Genomic DNA, 20,608 nt, shown 5'->3' with positions numbered 1-20,608 from the left:
TCGCCCTATACAGGGCGGATGAGCAGCAAGTTCGTCGTCATCGGAGGAGGCGCCGCCGGCATCGCTGCCGCGCGGCGCCTTGTCGATTCGGGCGCCGATACATTGTTGCTCGAAGCGAGCGGGCGGATCGGCGGGCGGGCGCATAGCGTCCGCGTTGGCCGCGAAACGCTCGATCTTGGCTGTTCCTGGCTGCATTCGGCCGACCGCAACCCCTGGACGCGGATCGCGCTCGCCGAGGGGTTCCAGATTGATCGCACGCCCGCGCACTGGCGCGAACAATGGCGCGATCTCGGTTTCCCCGCCGCCGACCAAGAGGCGTTCCAGGCTGCATATCAGCAATTCAGCGAGCGCGCTTTGGCCTATCGCAGCGGCCCCGACCGGCCGCTGTCGGACTTCATCCCGCCCGACAATCCGTGGCGCCCGCTGATCGACGCGATTTCGGGCTATGCCAATGGTGCCAACCTCGGCGCCGTCTCGCTGCACGACTGGGCGGCGTATGAAGACGCCGCGGGCGACGACAATTGGCGGCTGGTCGAGGGCTATGGCACGCTCATCGCCGCTCATGGCAAGCGCCTGCCCGTCCGGCTCGATTGTCCCGTTTCGCTGATCGACCATCGCGGCCCGCGCATGCGCCTCGTGACGCCGCACGGGCTAATCGAGGCCGACCGCGTGATCGTCGCGGTGCCGACCCCGATCATCGCCGATGGCGACCTGGCATTCGACCCGCCGATCGATGCCAAGCGCGAGGCCGCCGTCGCACTCCCGCTCGGGCTGGCCGACAAGATCTTCCTCGGCATTCGCGGCGACGATTATCCGCACAATGCGCATCTGATCGGCAATCCGCGCAATGCGTGCACCGCAAGCTATCAGATCGGCTATCTCGGTCGCCCAGTGGTCGAGGCATTCTTCGGCGGCGATTGCGCCGAGGCGATCGAGCGCGAAAGCGACCTCGGCGCCGCCGATTTTGCGATCGGCGAACTCGCCCGCCTGCTCGGCAACGACTGGCGGTTGCGGCTCCAGCCGCTCGCGCGGACGCGCTGGCGCGCCGAACGCTTCATTCGCGGCAGCTATTCGCATGCCCGGATCGGGCAATCCGGCCAGCGCCGCGTGCTTGCCCAGCCGCACGACGACCGCATCTTCTTTGCCGGCGAGGCTTGTTCGGCGAGCGATTTCTCGACCGCGCATGGCGCCTACGAGACCGGCATCGCCGCCGCCGAAGAAGCTCTTGCCGCCGACCGCCGACCGCGGATAGTGGCAAGCATGCCGTTGATGACGGCGCCCTCGCCCAACCCGACCGATATCGCGACGACACAGGCCGATCCCGACTCCATGCCCGCCAGAGCCAAACCCCGCCGCCCTTTCCTCCGCCGCCTGTTCAGCTGGATCTGGAAAGGTGCGCTCGCCTTCGTGGTCGTCAGCGTGCTGTGGGTCGGCATCTACCGCTTCATCAATCCGCCTTTCACCTTCACGATGCTGGGTGATGTGCTGCATGGTCAGTTGATCACCAAACAGTGGATGTCGATCGACCGCATGGATCCCAACATGCCGCGCGCCGCGATCGCCGGGGAGGATGCGCGCTTCTGCCTGCACGACGGGTTCGATTTCGGTGCGCTGCGCCAGGCTTATCAGCGCAACCAGAAAGGCGGCCGCATCCGCGGCGGATCGACGATCAGCCAGCAGACCGCCAAGAATGTCTTCCTCATCCAAAGCGGCGGCTACGTCCGCAAGGGGTTCGAGGCGTGGTTCACCTTCCTGATCGAACATCTGTGGGGCAAGCGACGCATCATGGAGGTCTATCTCAACGTCGCCGAGACGGGAATCGGCACCTATGGTGCCAATGCCGGGTCGATCCGCTATTTCGGCCACGACGCATCACGCATGTCATCAACCGAGGCTGGACGGATCGCGGCGGTCCTGCCGCTCCCCAAGAAGCGCGCCGCGATCGATCCGCGCGGCTTCGTGCGCCGCCACGGCAATGCGCTGGCGAAGTACGTCAATGTCGTGCGCGGCAACGGGCTCGACAGCTGCGTGCGGTAGCGCGGAGAGACCTGCCCCTCCGGAACGGACCAAGGTAACCGCCGCTTAATGGTCCGTAGCGCGGTCGCTCAGGAACGCGCTTAGAGCGCGTGCAGTCGCCTCAGATTGTTCCTCGGGAAAGAAGTGTCCGCCCGATACGGCGTGTCCGCGAACGTCCTCCGCCCAACGGCGCCAAATGCCGAGTGGCCCACCGGCGTCGTCGTACCAGGTGGCCAATCCGCCCTTGTCGCTCCACAATGCCAGTAACGGACATCGAATGCGGCGCCCCGTTTCCAGGTCGGCACGATCGATGTCGCGATCGATCCCGGCCGCGGCTCGATATTCCTCGCAGATCGCATGGACGTGGGCGGGATCGCTGAGTGCAGCGACATAGGCTTCGCGCAACCACGACGGAAAAGTCTCGGGCGGGGAACCCCATTCGGACAAGGCATTGTCGATGATCGCCTCCGGCGCTGCAAGCAACAGCCGCTCAGGCAAGGGAGCGGGTTGAGCGAGCAGGGAGAACGGCCAGAAGGACAAAGCGAGCCGCGCATCGGCCCTTTCCCAGACCTCGTAGGTGGGGATGACGTCGAGCACCGCGACGGCGGTCACTCTGTCGGGATGATCCAGTGCCGCGCGATAGGCGACGCGGCCGCCACGATCATGGCCGATGATCGCGAAGGCTTCATGCCCCAGCGCCTTCATCGCCTCGACGAGAGTCGCGGCAAGCGCCCGCTTGGACATCGCGCTATGGCCTTCGCCATCGACCGGGCAATCACTGCGGCCATAGCCCGGCAGATCGGCTGCCACGATGGCGAAATCGCTCGCCAGCAATGGCGCGATGCGGTGCCACATCAGGCTCGTTTCCGGAAAGCCGTGGAGGAGCAGAACCGGGGGGCCGCTCCCGCCTTGGTAGCAGAAGACCATGCCGCGATCGGTCGTCACTTCCCGGGTGACGAATCCTTCTATTCCGCTTGGCGTCATGATCGGGAAAACGCATCCGAGCCACAGCTGGGTCCGTGGCGGCAGCCCGCTCCGATCGGCTCAGAACGGCAGCTTGAACCCCGGCGGCAGCGGCAGGCCTTGCGTCATCTTGGCCATTTCCGCGTTCGATGCCGCATCCGCCTTCGCCCGCGCGTCGTTGAACGCGGCGACGATCAGATCTTCCAGCATCTGCTTTTCCGACGGCTGGAGCAGCGATGGATCGATGTCGACGCCGATGATCCGACCCTTGGCCGACGCCTTCACCTTGACCATGCCGCCGCCTGACGCGCCTTCGACCTCGATCTGGTCGAGCCCGTCCTGCGCCTTGGCCAGTTCGGCCTGGACGTTCTGCGCCATGGCCATAATGTCTTCGAGACTCTTCATCCCAGTGCTTCCTTGTTGATGCGTTCGAGCACCGCGTCGGGGAATGTCTCCAACGCTGCCTTCACGATGGGGGTTTCCATGACCGCGGCGCGTTCGGCCTCTTCCTCGGCCTTGCGGCGTTCGGCAAGCGTTGCCTCGCCCTCGGCGTCCTCGGTCGTCACTTTCCATTTCGCGCCGGTCAGTTCGCCCAACCGTGCGGCAAGGGTCGTCGGCAAGTCGGCGGGCAAGGGCCGCGAGGTGCTGAGCACCAGTTCGGGCGCCTCATAGCGTACCACCCGGGCATTGGCGGTCAGGTGCGACAGCAATGCGCCGCCGCCATTGGCGCGGACCAGTTCGACCATCGCATCGAAACTGGCGGGCAGCGCCTGGACCGTGGCTGGAGCGGAGGACGGAGCGGCGCTCGTCGAGGGCGGTGCGATCGATGGTGCGGAGCCCGCCGCGATCTGACGCGCGAGTTCGCCAGGGTCTGGCAGGCTGGAGGCATGGACGACGCGGAGCAACGCCATTTCGCCGGCCTCGATCGGCAACGCGGCGCGCGCAACTTCCTCATACCCCTTGAGCATCAATTGCCACAATCGATGGAGCGCCGGAAACGACAGCAGCCGCGCCCAGCCCTGATAGGCCTCGCGTTCCTCCGCCGATTGCGCCGGATCGGCATCGCCACCCAACTTGGCCAAGGTCACCGCGTGCACGGTCTCGAGCAAGCCACGCAGCACCGATTGCGGATCGACGCCGAGATCATATTGCCGGCGCAACGCCGCGAGCGCGCCGGGCGCGTCGCTGTCGAGCAACAGCGCGAACAAGTCGCGAATCGCGGCGCGATCGGACAGGCCGAGCATCGCACGCACGGCAGGCGCCGTGACGCCGCCGCCTTCCATGCCGGCATGCGCGATCGCCTGGTCGAGGATCGACAGGCCATCGCGCGCCGATCCGTCCGCGGCGCGCGCGATCAGCGCCAATGCCTCGGGCTCCGCTTCCGCGCTCTCCAACTCGACGATGTGGGCGAAATGCGCCGCCAATTTGTCCGCGGGAATGCGCCTGAGATCGAATCGCTGGCATCGCGACAGGACCGTCACCGGCACCTTCTGCACCTCGGTCGTCGCCAGCAGAAACTTCACATGTTCAGGGGGTTCTTCCAATGTCTTCAGAAGCGCATTGAACGCATTCTTCGACAGCATATGGACTTCGTCGATGATGTAGATCTTGAACCGCGCGCCGAACGCGGCGAGCCGCGCCGCGTCGATCACCGCGCGCATGTCGTCGACGCCGGTATGGCTGGCCGCGTCCATCTCGATCACGTCGATATTGCGCCCCTCGGCGATCGACACGCAAGGGTCGCAGACACCGCACGGGTCGATCGTCGGACCACCCTGCCCGTCCGGACCTATGCAGTTGAGCGCCTTGGCGATCAGCCGCGCGGTCGACGTCTTCCCGACTCCGCGCACGCCGGTCAGCAGGAAGGCATGCGCCAACCGCCCGCGCCGGATCGCATTGCCCAGCGTCTGGACCATCGCGTCCTGGCCGATCAGCTGATCGAAATTCTGCGGCCGGTACTTGCGCGCGAGCACGCGGTACGCGGTTTCCTTGGGCTGCGGCGGCTCGCCGAGATCGAAAGAGTCGGACATCAAGTCCTATCTAGGGTCGGCGAGCCGGATTGTCGAAGCCTGTTACCAGCGACGGAAGCACACGCGGTGCGGCCGGCCCCAGCGCCACGACGTGCGGCATGCGAGACGCGGTCCGCGCCAACGATATGGGCGACCATAGGCATAACGCGGACCGTAATAACCGCGGCCGCGATAGCCGTAACCGCCGCGATAGCCATAGCCGCGGCCCCGCCAGCCCCGGTCGCCGCGCCAACCGCGATCGCCGTTGCGCCAGCCATTGTGGCGGCCGCGATCGCGATACTGGTCCGCGGTAGCGGTGGTGCCGGAGGGTGCCGCGATCGGCGCGGCGATCGTCGTCGACCGCGTCAGCGACGTTTCGGCCGAAGCCGGATTAATCGCCGATACGCCGGCAACGGCCAGCAGGACGGCGAACATTCGAGTGATACGCATACAGGACTCCTTGCCTTGTGGGTCAGAGGCACTGTCGAAATGCACGAAAGCGCTATCGCGTTCCGTATCGGATTGGAGCGCCCCGGTGCGTCGATCCTGATCCATTTCGGATGCGATCGCAGCCGATACTAAAACGGTCCGCGCCGACACGTCGTAAGCGACCAAGTGTCGCGCCGTCACGCAAGTGGACAGGCCATCATATCAATGGAGGCAGGTGGGAGCCGGAACGACCCGCAACGAAATCGTTACGGCTGCTTCCTTCCGGACCTGACCGGGTTGGCGACGATTGCGTCCGCCCGACTCCCGCCGCGCATATGGCGGGATCGGGCGGCGCTTTCAAGCCATTAGACGACCGCTGCTACCAGCGAACACGAACCTTGCGGCACGTCCGGACCTTGTGGCCATGATGCCAGCGCACCGTGCACACCTTTTTCCACTTCCATCCATGATGTCCGTGGCCCCAGCGTGCGGGAGCGGGCGCCGCACTGGCGGGAGCGACCGGCGTGAGTGCGGAGGCGGCAAGAATTCCAGCAGCAACTACAGCGAGAAATTTCATGGCGTGTCTCTCCATGCTTTTTTCGCCCCCCGGCGCGTCCAAACGCCTAACATGCAGCGGCCGTTCCACGAACGAAATAATGCTTAGTCACTGTAAGACATTAAGAATTTAGGTCAGCGTCCCTGCATGTTCTTGGCTTCGGAGGGGATGCGCACGGTCAGCGTTTCGAGCGTGTCGTTCAGCCAGATCTGGCACGCGAGTCGGCTGTATCGCGTGGCCCCAGCGGCAAGGTCGAGCATGTCTTCTTCCTCCTCGACGGCGGGAGGCAATTTCGCGAAATCCTGGGCATCGATGATCACGTGACAGGTCGAACAGGCCATCTGGCCTTCGCAGGTTCCTTCGAGCGGCTCGCCGGCATTTTGTGCCAGGTCGAGCAGGCGATCGCCCGGCCGCGCCTCGACTTCGCGCGTGGCGCCATCGCGCTCGATGAAAATCACCTTCGTCATGCTGCGATTCTCTGCGCGCGGGCGGCTGCGTCGATGCGCTGTAGCGCGGTCACCAATTCCTCCTCGGTCGTATAGCGCCCGAAACCGATCCGGACGCTGTTGCGGGCCTGCGCATCGCTCAATCCGATCGCCTCGAGCACATGGCTCGGCCTTCCCGATCCGCTGGCGCAAGCCGACCCCGCCGAAAAGGCGATGTCGCGCAGATCTGACATCAGCCGCGCCACGTCCAGCCCATCACGCCGAATGTTGAGATTGCCATGATAGCGGTGCTCGATCGACCCATTGACGATCCATTCTGCGCTCAGGGCAGCCCGCCCTACCGACCATAACCTCTCGACATGAGCCGCGTCCCGATCGCGTCGCGCCGCCGTCAGCGCCGCCGCCGCGCCGAACCCCGCGCACAGAGCCGGGCTGAGCGTGCCCGAACGCCCCGCCGCTTCCTGCCCGCCGCCATGGAGCAGCGGCGCCAGATCGATACCCTCGCGTATCCACAGCGCGCCAATGCCCTTGGGTCCGTGAATCTTGTGCGCCGACAGCGCGATCAGATCGCAGCCCTCCGGAATCGCCACGCGACCGTAGCCCTGCACGGCATCGCACAGGAACAAAGCGCCCACCTGGCGCGCCAGCGCCGCCATCTCCGCGATCGGCTGGACCACCCCGATCTCGTTATTGACCAGCATCGCCGCGACCAGCTTCACGCCTGGCCGGATGGTCGCGCGCGCCACATCCAGGTCGAACAGGCCGTCATGTCCAACCGACAGCACCACCGCGTCACCCACGGCTTCTACGGTATCAAGCACGGCGGCATGTTCGGTGGCGATGGTCACGATCGGGCCGCCTACACCCTTGATCGCCCAGTTGAGCGCCTCGGTCGCGCCGCTGGTGAAGCTGACCGTTCCGCCAGCCGGCAGCAACGCCGCAACCTGCGCCCGCGCAACTTCGATCGCGGCCTTAGCCGCCCGTCCCGGACCATGCGCCGAATGCGGATTGGCATGCTGGTCGCGCAGCCAGGGCAGCATCGCCTCCAGCGCCTCGGGCGCGAGCGGCGTGGTCGCCTGGTAATCAAGATAGATCATGCCGCGCGCGCCAGTGACGCCGCGATCTCGCGCCACGCCGCGACGAACGCGTCGAGCTCGGTGCGCGTCGTCGATCGTCCGAAACTGACCCTTACCACTTCCTGGGACGCCTGCATGTCCCAGCCCATCGCCGACAGCACATGGCTCGGCTTCATGCTGCCGCTCGCGCACGCGCTTCCCGCGGAGACCGCGATCCCAGCCATGTCGAAGCGAATCAGCTGCGTCGTGGCGGCGACACCGGGCATACGGTACGAGCCGATCGCCGGGTGACGCAGCGCGCCGGCCAGCACCGGCTCACCGCCCGACGCCTTGATCTCCTCGTCCAAATGGGCGCGCAATGCTCGGTACCCGGCAATGTCCTCGGGCTCGGCGAGCGCTGCCGCATAGCCGATTATGCCGGGCATGTTCTCCGTCCCGGGCCGATATCCCCGCTCCTGCCCACCGGTCGGATCGAGCGTCGCGAGATCACGTACCAGCAACGCGCCGACACCGATCGGCCCGCCGCGCTTGTGTGCCGACAGCGCGACGAAATCGGCATGGCGCGCCACCTCGCGATCAGCGCCAACCGGCATTTGCGCGGCATCGACCAGCAGCAGATGGCCGGCGGCGTGAACCTGTTCCGCCAGTTCGGCGATTGGCTGGAGGATTCCGGTTTCGCTATTGGCCCATTGGATCGCGACGACCGCGCGCCCTTCACTCGCCATCGCGGCATCCAGCGCGGCGCGATCGACAAGTCCCACCGAATCCACTGAGACCAGGACGATATCATAGGCAGCGCGAAGCACCGCGTCGTGCTCGACCGCGCTCGCCAGCCGGCGCGTCACTGCCGAGCGAGTCAGCGCGATCGCCAACGCCTCGCTCGATCCGCTGGTGAACAGCACTTCGCCCGGCCAGCCATAGGCCGCCGCGATTTGCGTCCGCGCCTTCTCCAGCATCGCCTTGGCCGCGCGCCCCTCGGCATGCGGCGATGACGGATTGGCCCAACGCGCATACCCCTCGGCCATCGCCTCGCGCACGGCCGCCAGCAGCGGCGTGGTCGCGGCATGATCGAGATAGATGCGCTGGCTCACGATGGGTCCGACTCGTTCCAATTGCGTGTTGGGGCCTGCTGCCTATATAGCGCGCAACCTTTAGCGCCACACCGGCGCCTCTGCGGCTAAAAGAACAGGACACGATGCCCGAAGTCATTTTTCCCGGCCCCGAGGGCCGCCTCGAAGGTCGTTTCGCCCCCGCGCCCAAGCCGCGCGCACCGGTCGCGATGATCCTGCATCCCCATCCGATGTCGGGCGGCACGATGAACAACCGCATCGTGATCGAGCTCTACAAGACGTTCCAGCGGCGCGGCTTCGCGACCTTGCGCTTCAATTTCCGCGGCGTCGGCAAGAGCCAGGGCGTGTTCGACAATGGCATCGGCGAACTGAGCGACGCCGCCTCGGCTCTTGACTGGGTGCAAAGCTTCCATGCCGAAGCCTCGACCACCTGGGTCGCCGGGTTCGGGTTCGGCGCGTGGATCGGCATGCAGTTGCTGATGCGCCGCCCGGAAATCCGCGGCTTCATCTCGATCGCGCCGCCGGCGAACATGTTCGACTTCACGTTCCTCGCCCCCTGCCCCGCCTCGGGCATCATCATCCAGGGCGAGAATGACGAGGTCGTCACGCCGATCGCGGTGCAAAAGCTGGTCGACAAATTGCGTACCCAGAAGCACATCACGATCCACCACGACACGATTCCCAAGGCCAACCATTTCTTCGAGCATGAGATGGGCGAGCTGATGGGCAGCGTGGACAAGTATCTGGATATGCGGCTCGACCCGAACTCGCCGATTCGCTGAGGCTCGGCGGACAGCTCCGGCCCTCCCCATCGCTTATGGGGAGGATTGCCGGGAAGTCTGGCCAAACTTGACCGGCCCCGCTAGCGTCCCGCTCCATGCAATTCCTCAAGATCCTTTTCTGGTGCCTGATCAGCTTCGTCGCGGCGATCTTCACCTATGGCAATTGGAGCTGGGTGACGATCAACCTGTGGGGTGGGTTGGTCGCGGAAGTGAACCTTCCCTTCATGATGTTATTCATGTTTCTCGCCGGAGTGGTCCCGACCTGGCTCTATTACCGGACGATCCGCTGGCGCCTGACGCAGCGGTTGACGACCGCCGAGCGCGTGATCGCCGATCTGAAACCTGTGGTGCCGATGGGCGCCGATCCCGGTCCGGTGCTTGCCGCGCCGATCGCCGCGACCACGCCGCCGGCACCGCCCAAGCCGCCCAAACAGCCGCCGCTCGAGCTGACGCCATGACCAGCCGCGTCTACGTCGCGCTCGACACACCCGATATCGACAAGGCGAAGGCGATCGCCACGCGGGTCCGCCACCATGTCGGCGGGATCAAGCTAGGCCTCGAATTCTTCATGGCCAATGGCCGCCATGGCGTGCTGGAAATGCACGAGCTGGGCCTGCCGATCTTTCTCGACCTCAAGCTACACGACATTCCCAACACCGTCGGCAAGGCGATCCAGGCACTGCGCGGGCTCGAGCCAGCGGTGCTGACCGTCCATGCCAGCGGCGGCCGCTCGATGCTGGAGGATGCCAAAGCCGCCGCGCCGAGCAATACCAAGGTCGTCGCGGTAACGATGCTGACCAGCCTGGACGAGAACGACTTGCGCGCCACCGGCGTCGACGGGTCGTCGCACGACCAGGTGCTACGGCTGACCGAACTGGCGATGGACGCCGGGGTCGACGGCATCGTGTGTTCGGGCGAGGAAGTCCGGGCGGCACACAAATTGTGGCCCAAGGGCTTCTTCGTCGTGCCGGGCGTTCGCCCCGCCAACGGTGCGATAGGCGACCAGAAGCGCGTGGTGACGCCGCGCGCCGCGATGGACGCCGGCGCCTCGATTCTGGTGGTGGGCCGGCCGATCACTGCCGCCGAGGATCCCGACCTCGCCGCGCGCGAGATCGGCGCGACGCTTTAGGTTCTTGTCATGTCCGATTTATCGGTTCGCGTCGCGCGGCGCGACGACCTCGCCACGCTTCAACCGCTGATTCAGCGCGCCTATCGCGGCGACGATGCGCGCGCCGGCTGGACGCACGAAGCCGACCTGCTCGACGGCGAGCGGATCGGCGTCGACGAGTTGGAGGCGATGATCGCCGATCCGGCGGAACGCTTGCTGGTCGGGTTCGATGATGATCGCATGGTCGGCTGCGTTCGCGTCGCCAATTCGGGCGGCGGACTCGCCTATCTCGGACTGCTCTGCGTCGATCCGCTGTTGCAGACCGGCGGCTATGGCAAGCAATTGATCGCCGCGGCCGAAGCGGCCGCGCACCGGGAATTTTCTGCCGACCGGATCGAAATGACGGTGATCGATCGGCGCGCCGAGTTGATCGCCTTCTACGAGCGCCGGGGCTACGCGCAGGTCGGCACGCGCGATTTTCCAATCGTGGTCGATCCGCCGCTTCACATGGTGGTGTTGGAAAAGCCGCTCGGCTGAATTCCTCATCGCCGTCCGTTCGCGCCGAGCCACTCCCATGGTCATCCGCCCCTCACCGCGTCTATAGCGCCGCCATGTCCCGCGTTACCGCCAAGATCTGCGGCCTCAGCACGCCAGAAACGCTCGACGCCGCGATTGCCGGCGGGGCGAGTCATGTTGGGTTCGTGTTCTTCGAGCGTTCGCCACGCAACGTTACGTTCGACCAAGCGCGCGCGCTGGCAGCCCGTGTTCCCGACGGTATCGGAAAGGTCGGGGTGTTCGTCGATCCCGATGACGATCTGATCGCGCGCGCCACGGAAGCCGCGAATCTGTGGGCAATCCAGCTCCACTCGACGGATTTCCTTCGCGTCGCAGAGCTGGACGCGCGCGGCTATTCGGTCTGGCCGGCTATCTCTGTCAGGCGGGCCGCCGATATCGACGAAGCCAAGCGCTATGCCAGCATCCCTGTCGACCGCGTGCTCTACGACGCCAAAACGCCGGATGACGCAATGCTGCCAGGCGGCATGGGATTGCGCTTTGATTGGACCATGCTGCAGGGACATCGCCATTCGAGTCCGTGGGCGCTCGCTGGAGGCCTTACGCCGGAAAACGTGGTTCCGGCTGTCACTATCACGGGCGCCCGCATGGTCGACGTTTCCTCCGGGGTCGAATCCGCGCCCGGCGTCAAGGATGTGGACAAGATCGCCGCGTTCCTTAAAGCGGTGGCGCAATGCTGATGCCGATCCTCCCTGCCCTGCGCATCCCGCAACGATGGCGCTGATCGCTGTTCGAAGCGATTGGACCTAATGTTGTGACGAGGAAATAACGGTAATGTCTGACCCTGATCTTTTGTCGAATTCGTATCGTACCCAACCCGACGATCGCGGGCATTTCGGCGAGTTCGGCGGCCGCTTCGTCGCCGAGACGCTGATGCCGCTGATCCTCGACCTCGAACGCGAATATCGCGCGGCGCAGGTCGACCCCGCGTTCGCGCAGGAATTCGACGACCTGCTCGAACATTATGTCGGCCGGCCCAGCCCACTCTATTTCGCCGAACGGCTGACCGCTGCGATCCGCGCCGGGTCGGAGCCAGGCAAGGGTGCGCAAGTGTGGTTCAAGCGCGACGAGCTCAACCATACCGGCGCGCACAAGATCAACAATTGCATCGGCCAGATTCTGCTCGCGCGCCGCATGGGCAAGACGCGGATCATCGCCGAAACCGGTGCCGGCCAGCACGGTGTCGCCACCGCCACCGTCTGCGCGCGCTTCGGCCTGCCCTGCGTCATCTATATGGGCGCCAAGGACGTCGAGCGGCAGCAGCCCAATGTGTTCCGGATGAAGTTGCTCGGCGCCGAGGTGATCCCCGTCACCAGCGGTGCCAACACGCTCAAGGACGCGATGAACGAGGCGCTGCGCGACTGGGTCGCGAACGTCCACGACACCTTCTACATCATCGGCACCGCAGCGGGTCCGCATCCTTATCCCGAGCTGGTTCGCGATTTTCAGAGCGTGATCGGCAAGGAAGCGCGCGCGCAAATGCTGTCGCGGATCGGCCGTCTGCCCGACCTGCTGGTTGCGGCGATCGGCGGCGGATCGAACGCGATCGGGCTGTTCCATCCGTTCCTCGACGATCCCGACGTGCGCATGCTCGGTGTCGAGGCGGCGGGCGAAGGACTCGAGCGCAAGCATGCCGCGAGCCTGGCCGGTGGATTCCCCGGCATCCTTCACGGCAACCGTACCTATCTCCTCCAGGATGATGACGGCCAGATCGCCGAGGCGCATTCGATCTCGGCAGGGCTCGACTATCCGGGCATCGGTCCCGAGCACGCCTGGCTCAAGGAAATCGGCCGGGTCGATTATACCTCGGCAACCGACGAGGAAGCGCTCGACGCCTTCCAGCTTCTCTGTCGGACCGAAGGCATCATTCCCGCGCTCGAACCCTCACATGCGATCGCAGCTGTGACCAAGAAGGCGCGGGAAATGAACGAGAATCAGATCATCTTGGCGAACCTGTGCGGGCGTGGCGACAAGGACATCTTCACCGTCGCCGAAGCGCTGGGAGTGAAGATATGACGGCCGCATGGAAAGCTGGGATCGGAACCTTCGTTTCGATCATGCTGGTCGGGCTGATCGTCAGAGCCGCCGGATTGTGGCTCCTGCGGCAAAGCGAGGCCGGATTCGGGGATTTGGAATCGCTCGGTATCATCGTCATGATAGCTGTCTTCGCCGGTATTGGCGCAGGGAGCCGGCAATGACCCGCCTCTCCCAAGCCTTTGCCAAGGGCCACCCGGCCCTCGTCGCCTTCGTCACCGCCGGCGACCCCGGTCGGTTCGCGACCGGGCCGATCCTCGACGCCCTCGTCGAGGGCGGCGCCGACGTGATCGAGCTCGGTATGCCATTCACAGATCCGATGGCGGACGGCCCCGCTATTCAGGCAGCGAATTTGCGGAGCCTCGCGGCGGGCACGACCACGGCGGACATCCTGGCCATCGCGACGGCGTTCCGTGAGCGTCATCCGACCGTCCCGCTCGTCCTGATGGGCTATGCCAATCCGATGACGCGGCGCGGCGCCGATTGGTTCGCCGAGCGCGCCAAGGAAGCCGGAGTCGATGGCGTGATCTGCGTCGACATCCCGCCCGAGGAAGACGATTCGCTCGGCCCGGCGCTGCGCGGCAATGGCGTCGACCTGATCCGCCTCGCTACCCCGACCACCGACGCCGCGCGACTGCCGACCGTGCTCGAAGGCGCTAGCGGGTTCCTCTATTACGTCTCGGTCGCAGGCATCACCGGCAAGCAACAGGCGGTGCAGGCCTCGATCGAGGAAGCCGTGGCGCGCCTCAAGGCCGCCACCAAGCTGCCCGTGGCGGTCGGCTTCGGCGTCCGCACCCCCGATCAGGCCGCGGCGATCGCGCGGGTTGCCGATGGCGTCGTGGTCGGATCGGCGATCGTCGAACTGGTCGGGCAGCATGGCAAGGATGCGGCCGAGCCGGTGCGCGCCTATATCGCGAGTCTCGCTGGCGCGATCCGCGCCGCCAGAAAGGAAATGGCATGAGCTGGCTGACCAACGTCCGCAACGCGCTGTCGTACGTCATCCCCAAGAAGGAAAGCCCCGACAACCTCTGGCACAAGTGCAAGGGGTGCGGGCAGATGGTGTTCGCCAAGGAACTGGCCGACAATCTCTACGTCTGTCCCAATTGCGCGTTTCACGAGCGGATTGGGCCAGAGGTGCGGTTCGCGCAGATTTTCGACGCCGGTTCGTTCGCGACGCTGACTCCGCCCAAGGTTCAGGATGACCCGCTCAAGTTCCGCGATCAGAAGAAATATACCGACCGCATCAAGGCGGCGCGCGCTGCCACCGGAGAGAGCGACGCGCTGATCAACGCGACCGGGACGATCGAGGGCCGCAAGGCAGTCGTCGGCGTCCAGGATTTCGCCTTCATGGGCGGATCGATGGGGCTCGCGGTGGGCGAGGCGTTCGTCCGCGGCGTCGAGGCGGCGATCAGCGAAGGCGCACCCTATATCATCTTCACTGCGGCGGGCGGCGCGCGGATGCAGGAAGGCATATTGAGCCTGATGCAGATGCCGCGCGCCACGGTTGCGATCCAGATGCTCCATGATGTCGGCTTGCCGTATATCGTCGTGCTGACCGACCCGACCACCGGTGGCGTCACCGCGAGTTATGCGATGCTCGGCGACGTGCAGATTTCGGAGCCCGGCGCGTTAATCGGCTTTGCCGGCCAGCGGGTGATCGAGCAGACGATCCGCGAAAAGCTGCCCGAAGGGTTCCAGCGCGCCGAATATCTGCTCGACCACGGCATGCTCGACATGGTGACGCCGCGTGCGGAACTGCGCCCGACCTTGGCGCGGCTGATCGATTATGTCGGTGGGCAGCGTAAGGCGGCGTGACGGATTCTCGCCTCCCGCTTGTGGGAGGGAACTCACGGTCTACAACTGGTCAATCATGCCCCCGGCATGATTGCGAAATGCGCGGGGCGCATTTCGGCCAGTTGCAGACCGCGAGTTGGGAGGGCATGTGCCGTTCGTGGTGACCAACACGCCCTCCCCTAGCCCCTCCCATGAATGGGAGGGGAACTAAGATGCCTGACCACGCCACCTCTTCCGATCCCGCGGTGCAGCGCCAGCTCGACCGATTATGGGCTCTTTCCCCCGGTGCCGATATTCTCGGCCTCGAGCGGATCACCGAATTGCTCGAGCGCATCGGCAATCCGCACGAACGCTTGCCGCCGGTACTCCATGTCGCCGGCACCAACGGCAAGGGATCGACCTGCGCCTTCCTGCGCGCGGCGATCGAGGCGGCGGGCTACACGACGCATGTCTATTCAAGCCCCCATCTCGTGCGTTTCAACGAGCGCATCCGGCTCGCCGGCACGCTGATCGAGGATGCCGAGCTGGCACCGCTGCTCGAGGAAGTGCTCGACGCCGGCGGCGATATCGGCGCGAGCTTTTTCGAGGTCACGACCGCAGCGGCATTCCTCGCCTTCGCCCGCACGCCCGCCGACGCCAGCATCGTCGAGGTCGGGCTCGGTGGGCGGCTCGACGCGACCAATGTCATCGCGCAACCCATCGTCACCGGCATCGCGCAGCTCGGCATCGACCACGAACGATTCCTGGGCACGACCATCGAGGATATCGCCGCCGAAAAAGCTGGCATCGCCAAACCGCAAGTGCCGCTCGTCACCATGCGTTACCCGCCATCGGTCGAAGCGCGGGTCAATGCCGTCGCGCGCACCGCCGGCGCGCCCGTGTCGCCCGAAGGCAGGAACTGGTTCTGGGCGGCCGACGACGGCCGGCTCACCTATCGCGACGCCGCCGGCAAGGTGCAGACGCCGCTGCCGGTGCTGGCCGGGCCGCACCAGCCGGGCAATCTCGCGCTGGCGATCGCCATGCTCCATCATCAGAAGACGCTGACCATCCCACCCGACGCTTTCGTCGCCGCCGCCGAGCACGCGACCTGGCCCGCGCGGATGCAATTGCTCGGCGACGGCCCGCTGACGCGCCTATTGCCGTCCGGCAGCGAGATCTGGCTCGACGGCGGCCATAACGCTGCCGCAGGCGCCAGCGTCGCCGCGGCGTTGCGCGAGGTGCTGGATCACCGCGAGACAGACGGTGCGCACATGATCGTGGGCATGCTGTCCAACAAGGATCCCGCAGGGTTACTGCAGCCGTTCGCCGGGCTGGCAGCGAGCTTTCATGCCGTCCCGGTCGGTGGTCATGAATGCCACAGCGCGGAAGTGCTGGGTGCGGTCGCCCGCGATATCGGCATGGCACCGCAGTCAGCGGAGACAATCGAGGCGGCACTGCAAGCGATCGCCGACGACGCCAGAAAACCGGTGACGGCGATGATCCTGGGCTCGCTCTATCTGGCAGGCGAAGTGCTCGCGGCGAACGACGAAGCGCCGGAGTGACGCATTATTGCGATTGACTATCAATAGCGGTTTACCGACTATGCGGCTCCCACCATGGAGTCGCCCGATGGCCCCTGCCCCAATGCCCGCGTCGCTGGTCAGCGAAGCCCTGCCGCACAGCCTGCCGGAAACAATGGCCGCACGCCTCCTGCTGCTCGCGATCCGTCGCATGGGAGCGCACGGCCTCAACGATGCGGTCGCCGCGAACACCTTTCTGAGCGCATTCGGCGCGGGGTTCCGTCGGCCGCTATTGCTCGCACGCGCCTTCATGGCCGAACTCGCCGCGACCTCGACCACCACTATTCCGATCGCGCCGTGCTGCTGCGCGCGGATGACCTGGGCGGAGCAGACGATGATCACCGCGATCGCCCATGCCGAGCGTCGCCCGGAAACCGCCCGCCTGTTGCTCGCTGACCTGATGGCGCAACGCCGTGCCGATGCGATCGTGGCGACGGCGGCGGCCTTGTCCGCGGCGTTCGCGGATGCGGGGCTGCCAATCGGTATTCAATAAATTTGTAAGGGGCCAAGCAGCCCGCTACCCCGCCGCGCGCAGCTCGCGTAATTTGTCGGTCGCCCAGCGGTACATGTCGCCCTCCGCCTGGCGCTGGTGGCGATCGAGCCGTTTCATGCGATCCTCGACTTCCTCCAGCACGCCCAGCGCCTCGCGCTTGCGGCCGAGTTCGATCAGCAGTGCGGCATAGCGGCAGCGCGCTTCTTCACCCGGCATCCGTGTGACGATGTCGCGATAGATCGCCAGGGCATCGTCCTTGCGCTCGAGATGGTCGTAGATCCGCGCGCGGAGCAGATCGAGGCGGTCGCGGTCGCTTTGCCCCGACGGCTTGGCGATCGCGTCGATCACCTGCTGCGCCTCGTCGATCTTGCCTTCTTCGAACAACGCGCGGGCAAGCTTGGTTTCGGTGCGCGTGTCGGGCAGCGGCTGCACGGCGATCGCTTCACGGTAGAGCGGGATCGCCTCAGCCGGCCGGTTGACTGCCGATAGGGCGTCGGCCAGCCGGATGCGATTGGCGATCGTATCGGCCAGCCCCAGCGCGTCGCGGGCGGAGCGCACTTCGCGCTCGGGGTCGATCGCCTTGGCGGCCTGCGCGCGCATCGTGCGGACATGGCGATTGCCCTGCATGCCGGGCAGCACTTCGACGATGAAATAGGCGATGCAGCCGACCATCGGAAAGAACACCAATGGCCAGATCCAGAACGTGTTGCGGCTGTTGCGCACGCAATGCACCACGCAGGCGATCTGGCAGACGATCGTCCCGCCCGACAGGATCAGGAACAGCATCAGGCAGGCTTGCCGGTATTGCCGGCCTCCACCACCGTCGGAACTTGCGAGGCGCGCCACCATTCGAGCAGGACGAACAGGATCGCCAGCACGCCGACCGCGGCGACATAGCGGAACACGTCGGCATAGCCGTATTTGTCGATCATTTCGCCGGCCATGCCCTTGCCCAATGAGCCGATCAGGAAGGTCAGCGACGACAGCACCGCATATTGGACCGCCGCGAACTTCTTGCTGACGATACCCGACAGGAACGCGACGAACGCAGCCAGCGCCAGGCCGGTCGAGATATTCTCGTAGCTGATCGTCAGCAGCAAGCGCGCCATCCGTTCGTCGCTGCCTAGTGCGACTGCCAGCGAATCGAGCCGGAGGAAATGCAATACGGGGTCGATATGCGGCGATCCGTCAGCGAGGTCGGCATACAGGAAATTGCCGAAGATCGGCAGGATCGCCCCGATCAGCACGGTGGGGAATCGTCCGATCTTGGCGAACAGATAGCCGCCCAGGCTGACGCCGATGATCGACATGATAATGCCGAAAATCTTCGATGCGAAGGCCACCTCGTCCTTCGAATAATGCATGAATTCCAGATAGAACGGATAAGCGAACGATCCCCAGACATTGTAGCAAAGCGCATAGGTCAGGATCAGCCCGATCACGATCAGCACGCCCCAGCCGAGCCGCGCGACGAGATCGGCGAGCGGCGCGATCAACGCGCCATAGAGATGGTTCGCGGCCGTCCTCGATGCGGAAACCGTGGTGTCTCGCTCGGCCTGGACCTGGCGTCCCTGCGTCTTCAGCCAGTTGAGGATGGCGGCGACGGCGAGCGGCACGAGCACAGTCGCGATCACGATCGCCGGACCATGATATTTGAGGAAGTCGGCCGGGGACGGCTTGGTTGCTCCCGGCGGCGTGTCGGCGAGCATCGAGACCATGAAGCCGATCAGCGAGCCAATCGCCCAGACCCAACTGATTCCGACGACGAGCAATGCGATCGCACGCGTCCGCGGCCTGATCTCGCCCGGCTCGGACAGCGCCTGTACTGCCTCGCTCGGCACACGTTTGGTATCGGGAGCGCCGAGCGTGATCAGCAGCATTAGCCCCATGATCACCGCCATCACCAGATAGACGGTCGGCCATGACATTCGCGCGGCCATGTAGAGCGCAATCGCGCCGCCGACGATGCTGGCCGTGCGATAGCCGAGCTGGTTGACCGCCGACAGCAATTCGACCGGCGCATCCTCGTCCGCCACGTCGATGCGCCAGCCGTCGATCGCGATGTCCTGCGTCGCGGAGCCCAGCGAGCCGAGAAAGGCGAACATCGCGAAAATGCCGATCTGCTGCGCAGGATCGGTGACGACGATCCCCAACAAAGCGACGATCATCAGCGTCTGGCACAACACGATCCAGCTTTTGCGCCGCCCGAGCTTGCCGAGCACTGGCAATTGCAGGCGATCGACGAGAGGCGACCACAGGAATTTGAAGGCATAGGTCAGGCCGATCCACGACAGCACGCCAATCGTCGCCATCTTGATCCCGACCTCGCCCAGCCAGGCGGTCAGCGTCCCGATCAGCAGCGCATTGGGCAGCCCCGACGAAAAGCCGAGCGCGAGCATCGACGCCGACTTGCGCGTCCGAAGCGCAGCGACGAACAGCCGCCACCCCTTGGGACGTGTCACCACGGTACCGCTCATTCAGGCTTGCTCCCCATGCTCTTAAAGCAGACACTAAACACAAAAATCGGGAGAGGAAGCCCATGAACGTGGCGACCAGGATCGCTCCGACCGCGGGGCAGCTCGCGCTGGCGAAGAAACTGGCCGAAGGTGGCGAGCGGCGCGGTGGCGGAATCACCCATGTCGACGCCGCCGCCTATACCGATCCGGCCAGGTATGAGGCCGAACGGGCGGCGATCTTCGCCAAGCGCCCGCTGGTAATCGCGCCGTCCGCGCTGCTGCCCGACCCCGGCATGGCGGTCCCGCATGACGGCTATGGCAAGCCGCTGCTGATCACGCGCGACCGTGAAGGTAAGGCGCACGTCTTCATGAACGTCTGCCGCCATCGCGGCACGCGGCTGGTCGAGGGCCAGGAGCCGGTCTGTGCCGCGCGCCTGGTCTGTCCCTATCATGCCTGGACGTATGCACTCGACGGCGCGCTGCTCGCGCTGCCGCGCACCGACGCCTTTCCCGGTCTCGACAAAAGCGAGTTCGGTCTGCGCCGCCTGCCGACCTGCGAAGCGGGCGGTCTGATCTGGTTCGCGTTCGACGAAGGCGCCGATTTCGCCGAGCCCGAGACGCTGGGTCATGATTTCGACGCCTTCAATCTCGCCGGCCAATATCTATTCCGCCGTCGCACCCACGATGTCGCAGCAAACTGGAAACAGATCATGGATGCCTTCCTGGAGAGCTACCACGTCCAGCGCCTCCATGCCGCGACGATCGGTCCGTTCTTCAAGGATGGCGTCGCTTCGGGCGACATGATCGGCGCGCACCAGCGCTCGGCGGTCGGTCGCGACGTGTCCGCGGACGACTGCGCGGCGGAAGACTGGCCGACCCTGCGCCGCGCGATCACTTATACCTATCAGATGTTCCCGGCGACGGTGCTGGTGGTCAGCCCCGATTACATGAACCTGATGACGCTGATGCCGCGCGGCGTCGACCGCGTGCTGGTCGAGGATTTCATGCTGATCCCCGAGCCTCCCGCGACGGATAAGGCGCAGGCGCATTGGGAAAAGAGCTGGAACCTGCTCGACGGCGAGGTCTTCGGTTCGGAAGATTTCCGCGCGGCGGCTTTGTGCCAGGAAGGGCTGATGTCCGGCGCGATCGACCGGCTGACCTTGGGCAGCATGGAAGGCGGCATTCGCCTGTTCCATGACGCGGTGGAGAGCGCATTGCGCGATTAACTGACCATCGTCATGCCG

At 65.4% G+C, this 20,608-nt stretch carries 22 protein-coding genes, 1 other RNA gene and 1 pseudogene; 14 read left to right on the top strand and 10 right to left on the bottom strand.

Going from position 1 to position 20,608, the window contains the following annotated elements; translation table 11 throughout:
• Positions 1 to 18: 18 nt before the first annotated feature.
• Together AC1DSD_RS10345 and mtgA are read left to right on the top strand one after the other, a co-directional pair.
• Positions 19 to 1,212 (top strand): annotated as a pseudogene (locus tag AC1DSD_RS10345) (flavin monoamine oxidase family protein); the annotation flags it as partial.
• A 117-nt stretch (positions 1,213 to 1,329) separates the two neighbouring features.
• A complete protein-coding gene (gene mtgA / locus AC1DSD_RS10340; protein WP_478030458.1) occupies positions 1,330 to 2,037 on the top strand; it encodes a monofunctional biosynthetic peptidoglycan transglycosylase in 708 nt (235 codons plus the stop codon).
• A 45-nt stretch (positions 2,038 to 2,082) separates the two neighbouring features.
• Here the strand turns inward: mtgA and AC1DSD_RS10335 are convergent, their stop codons facing one another.
• The 8 genes from AC1DSD_RS10335 to AC1DSD_RS10300 form a co-directional block, all read right to left on the bottom strand.
• Entirely contained in the window at positions 2,083 to 2,961 is an 879-nt protein-coding gene (locus AC1DSD_RS10335; protein WP_478029947.1) for an alpha/beta fold hydrolase, read from the bottom strand.
• A gap of 99 nt (positions 2,962 to 3,060) precedes the next feature.
• Positions 3,061 to 3,384, bottom strand: coding sequence for a YbaB/EbfC family nucleoid-associated protein (locus tag AC1DSD_RS10330; RefSeq protein WP_066589895.1), 324 nt, complete (start codon positions 3,382 to 3,384; stop codon positions 3,061 to 3,063).
• Positions 3,381 to 5,009 (bottom strand): DNA polymerase III subunit gamma/tau, encoded by a 1,629-nt coding sequence (locus tag AC1DSD_RS10325; RefSeq protein ID WP_478029946.1) that lies wholly within the window; start codon positions 5,007 to 5,009, stop codon positions 3,381 to 3,383. Before AC1DSD_RS10325 ends, AC1DSD_RS10330 begins: the two co-directional genes overlap by 4 nt.
• Positions 5,010 to 5,051: 42 nt before the next feature.
• Positions 5,052 to 5,438 (bottom strand): hypothetical protein, encoded by a 387-nt coding sequence (locus AC1DSD_RS10320; RefSeq protein ID WP_478029945.1) that lies wholly within the window; start codon positions 5,436 to 5,438, stop codon positions 5,052 to 5,054.
• Between the two features lie 210 nt (positions 5,439 to 5,648).
• Positions 5,649 to 5,746: signal recognition particle sRNA small type (gene ffs / locus AC1DSD_RS10315), an RNA gene on the bottom strand.
• A 361-nt stretch (positions 5,747 to 6,107) separates the two neighbouring features.
• Positions 6,108 to 6,440, bottom strand: coding sequence for a 2Fe-2S iron-sulfur cluster-binding protein (locus AC1DSD_RS10310; protein WP_478029944.1), 333 nt, complete (start codon positions 6,438 to 6,440; stop codon positions 6,108 to 6,110).
• Entirely contained in the window at positions 6,437 to 7,516 is a 1,080-nt protein-coding gene (locus AC1DSD_RS10305) for a cysteine desulfurase family protein (RefSeq protein ID WP_478029943.1), read from the bottom strand. The genes AC1DSD_RS10310 and AC1DSD_RS10305 overlap by 4 nt, the downstream gene beginning before the upstream one ends.
• Positions 7,513 to 8,586: a cysteine desulfurase family protein gene (locus AC1DSD_RS10300; protein ID WP_478029942.1), complete on the bottom strand. Its 1,074-nt coding sequence runs from the start codon at positions 8,584 to 8,586 to the stop codon at positions 7,513 to 7,515. Before AC1DSD_RS10300 ends, AC1DSD_RS10305 begins: the two co-directional genes overlap by 4 nt.
• A 104-nt stretch (positions 8,587 to 8,690) precedes the next feature.
• Here AC1DSD_RS10300 and AC1DSD_RS10295 point away from each other — a divergent pair, with 104 nt between their 5' ends.
• From AC1DSD_RS10295 to AC1DSD_RS10245, 11 genes are all read left to right on the top strand, one after another.
• Complete coding sequence (locus AC1DSD_RS10295; RefSeq protein ID WP_066807358.1) at positions 8,691 to 9,347, top strand: alpha/beta hydrolase; 657 nt, start codon at positions 8,691 to 8,693, stop codon at positions 9,345 to 9,347.
• Between the two features lie 95 nt (positions 9,348 to 9,442).
• The gene (locus tag AC1DSD_RS10290; RefSeq protein ID WP_478029941.1) at positions 9,443 to 9,805 is read left to right on the top strand and encodes a hypothetical protein; all 363 of its coding nucleotides are present in this window, start codon (positions 9,443 to 9,445) and stop codon (positions 9,803 to 9,805) included.
• A complete protein-coding gene (gene pyrF / locus AC1DSD_RS10285; RefSeq protein WP_478029940.1) occupies positions 9,802 to 10,476 on the top strand; it encodes an orotidine-5'-phosphate decarboxylase in 675 nt (224 codons plus the stop codon). The genes AC1DSD_RS10290 and pyrF overlap by 4 nt, the downstream gene beginning before the upstream one ends.
• Positions 10,477 to 10,485: 9 nt before the next feature.
• Positions 10,486 to 10,992 carry a GNAT family N-acetyltransferase gene (locus AC1DSD_RS10280; RefSeq protein ID WP_478029939.1) on the top strand — a complete coding sequence of 169 codons (507 nt, stop codon included), beginning with the start codon at positions 10,486 to 10,488 and terminating at the stop codon, positions 10,990 to 10,992.
• 74 nt (positions 10,993 to 11,066) lie between these two features.
• Entirely contained in the window at positions 11,067 to 11,708 is a 642-nt protein-coding gene (locus tag AC1DSD_RS10275; protein WP_478029938.1) for a phosphoribosylanthranilate isomerase, read from the top strand.
• 94 nt (positions 11,709 to 11,802) lie between these two features.
• The gene (trpB, locus tag AC1DSD_RS10270; protein ID WP_478029937.1) at positions 11,803 to 13,044 is read left to right on the top strand and encodes a tryptophan synthase subunit beta; all 1,242 of its coding nucleotides are present in this window, start codon (positions 11,803 to 11,805) and stop codon (positions 13,042 to 13,044) included.
• Positions 13,041 to 13,226 carry a hypothetical protein gene (locus tag AC1DSD_RS10265; protein WP_478029936.1) on the top strand — a complete coding sequence of 62 codons (186 nt, stop codon included), beginning with the start codon at positions 13,041 to 13,043 and terminating at the stop codon, positions 13,224 to 13,226. Before trpB ends, AC1DSD_RS10265 begins: the two co-directional genes overlap by 4 nt.
• Positions 13,223 to 14,023 (top strand): tryptophan synthase subunit alpha, encoded by an 801-nt coding sequence (gene trpA, locus AC1DSD_RS10260; RefSeq protein WP_478029935.1) that lies wholly within the window; start codon positions 13,223 to 13,225, stop codon positions 14,021 to 14,023. Before AC1DSD_RS10265 ends, trpA begins: the two co-directional genes overlap by 4 nt.
• Entirely contained in the window at positions 14,020 to 14,877 is an 858-nt protein-coding gene (gene accD, locus AC1DSD_RS10255) for an acetyl-CoA carboxylase, carboxyltransferase subunit beta (protein WP_478029934.1), read from the top strand. Before trpA ends, accD begins: the two co-directional genes overlap by 4 nt.
• 191 nt (positions 14,878 to 15,068) lie before the next feature.
• Positions 15,069 to 16,397 carry a bifunctional folylpolyglutamate synthase/dihydrofolate synthase gene (locus AC1DSD_RS10250; protein ID WP_478029933.1) on the top strand — a complete coding sequence of 443 codons (1,329 nt, stop codon included), beginning with the start codon at positions 15,069 to 15,071 and terminating at the stop codon, positions 16,395 to 16,397.
• A 67-nt stretch (positions 16,398 to 16,464) separates the two neighbouring features.
• Positions 16,465 to 16,908 (top strand): DUF6628 family protein, encoded by a 444-nt coding sequence (locus AC1DSD_RS10245; RefSeq protein ID WP_478029932.1) that lies wholly within the window; start codon positions 16,465 to 16,467, stop codon positions 16,906 to 16,908.
• A gap of 24 nt (positions 16,909 to 16,932) precedes the next feature.
• Here the strand turns inward: AC1DSD_RS10245 and AC1DSD_RS10240 are convergent, their stop codons facing one another.
• Together AC1DSD_RS10240 and AC1DSD_RS10235 are read right to left on the bottom strand one after the other, a co-directional pair.
• Positions 16,933 to 17,694 carry a tetratricopeptide repeat protein gene (locus tag AC1DSD_RS10240; RefSeq protein ID WP_478029931.1) on the bottom strand — a complete coding sequence of 254 codons (762 nt, stop codon included), beginning with the start codon at positions 17,692 to 17,694 and terminating at the stop codon, positions 16,933 to 16,935.
• Complete coding sequence (locus AC1DSD_RS10235) at positions 17,694 to 19,385, bottom strand: AmpG family muropeptide MFS transporter (protein WP_478029930.1); 1,692 nt, start codon at positions 19,383 to 19,385, stop codon at positions 17,694 to 17,696. The genes AC1DSD_RS10240 and AC1DSD_RS10235 overlap by 1 nt, the downstream gene beginning before the upstream one ends.
• A 62-nt stretch (positions 19,386 to 19,447) precedes the next feature.
• Between AC1DSD_RS10235 and AC1DSD_RS10230 the strand changes: the two genes are divergently transcribed.
• Entirely contained in the window at positions 19,448 to 20,590 is a 1,143-nt protein-coding gene (locus AC1DSD_RS10230) for an aromatic ring-hydroxylating oxygenase subunit alpha (RefSeq protein WP_478029929.1), read from the top strand.
• Positions 20,591 to 20,608: the final 18 nt, after the last annotated feature.

The sequence above is a fragment of the Sphingomonas sp. P4_D12 genome (genome assembly GCF_056401895.1).
The sequence above is the reverse complement of the archived record's forward strand: the minus strand, read 5'-3'. Positions and strand labels throughout refer to the sequence as shown.

Excerpts from the sequence above, each read along its gene's own strand:
- trpB (WP_478029937.1), top strand. The coding sequence starts at position 11,803 with ATGTCTGACCCTGATCTTTTGTCGAATTCGTATCGTACCCAACCCGAC.
- AC1DSD_RS10280 (WP_478029939.1), top strand. The coding sequence starts at position 10,486 with ATGTCCGATTTATCGGTTCGCGTCGCGCGGCGCGACGACCTCGCCACG.
- AC1DSD_RS10295 (WP_066807358.1), top strand. The coding sequence starts at position 8,691 with ATGCCCGAAGTCATTTTTCCCGGCCCCGAGGGCCGCCTCGAAGGTCGT.
- AC1DSD_RS10320 (WP_478029945.1), bottom strand. The coding sequence starts at position 5,438 with ATGCGTATCACTCGAATGTTCGCCGTCCTGCTGGCCGTTGCCGGCGTA.
- AC1DSD_RS10305 (WP_478029943.1), bottom strand. The coding sequence starts at position 7,516 with ATGATCTATCTTGATTACCAGGCGACCACGCCGCTCGCGCCCGAGGCG.
- AC1DSD_RS10230 (WP_478029929.1), top strand. The coding sequence starts at position 19,448 with ATGAACGTGGCGACCAGGATCGCTCCGACCGCGGGGCAGCTCGCGCTG.
- AC1DSD_RS10310 (WP_478029944.1), bottom strand. The coding sequence starts at position 6,440 with ATGACGAAGGTGATTTTCATCGAGCGCGATGGCGCCACGCGCGAAGTC.
- pyrF (WP_478029940.1), top strand. The coding sequence starts at position 9,802 with ATGACCAGCCGCGTCTACGTCGCGCTCGACACACCCGATATCGACAAG.
- AC1DSD_RS10325 (WP_478029946.1), bottom strand. The coding sequence starts at position 5,009 with ATGTCCGACTCTTTCGATCTCGGCGAGCCGCCGCAGCCCAAGGAAACC.
- mtgA (WP_478030458.1), top strand. The coding sequence starts at position 1,330 with ATGCCCGCCAGAGCCAAACCCCGCCGCCCTTTCCTCCGCCGCCTGTTC.
- AC1DSD_RS10290 (WP_478029941.1), top strand. The coding sequence starts at position 9,443 with ATGCAATTCCTCAAGATCCTTTTCTGGTGCCTGATCAGCTTCGTCGCG.
- AC1DSD_RS10265 (WP_478029936.1), top strand. The coding sequence starts at position 13,041 with ATGACGGCCGCATGGAAAGCTGGGATCGGAACCTTCGTTTCGATCATG.
- accD (WP_478029934.1), top strand. The coding sequence starts at position 14,020 with ATGAGCTGGCTGACCAACGTCCGCAACGCGCTGTCGTACGTCATCCCC.
- AC1DSD_RS10275 (WP_478029938.1), top strand. The coding sequence starts at position 11,067 with ATGTCCCGCGTTACCGCCAAGATCTGCGGCCTCAGCACGCCAGAAACG.
- trpA (WP_478029935.1), top strand. The coding sequence starts at position 13,223 with ATGACCCGCCTCTCCCAAGCCTTTGCCAAGGGCCACCCGGCCCTCGTC.
- AC1DSD_RS10330 (WP_066589895.1), bottom strand. The coding sequence starts at position 3,384 with ATGAAGAGTCTCGAAGACATTATGGCCATGGCGCAGAACGTCCAGGCC.
- AC1DSD_RS10235 (WP_478029930.1), bottom strand. The coding sequence starts at position 19,385 with ATGAGCGGTACCGTGGTGACACGTCCCAAGGGGTGGCGGCTGTTCGTC.
- AC1DSD_RS10240 (WP_478029931.1), bottom strand. The coding sequence starts at position 17,694 with ATGCTGTTCCTGATCCTGTCGGGCGGGACGATCGTCTGCCAGATCGCC.
- AC1DSD_RS10250 (WP_478029933.1), top strand. The coding sequence starts at position 15,069 with ATGCCTGACCACGCCACCTCTTCCGATCCCGCGGTGCAGCGCCAGCTC.
- AC1DSD_RS10245 (WP_478029932.1), top strand. The coding sequence starts at position 16,465 with ATGGCCCCTGCCCCAATGCCCGCGTCGCTGGTCAGCGAAGCCCTGCCG.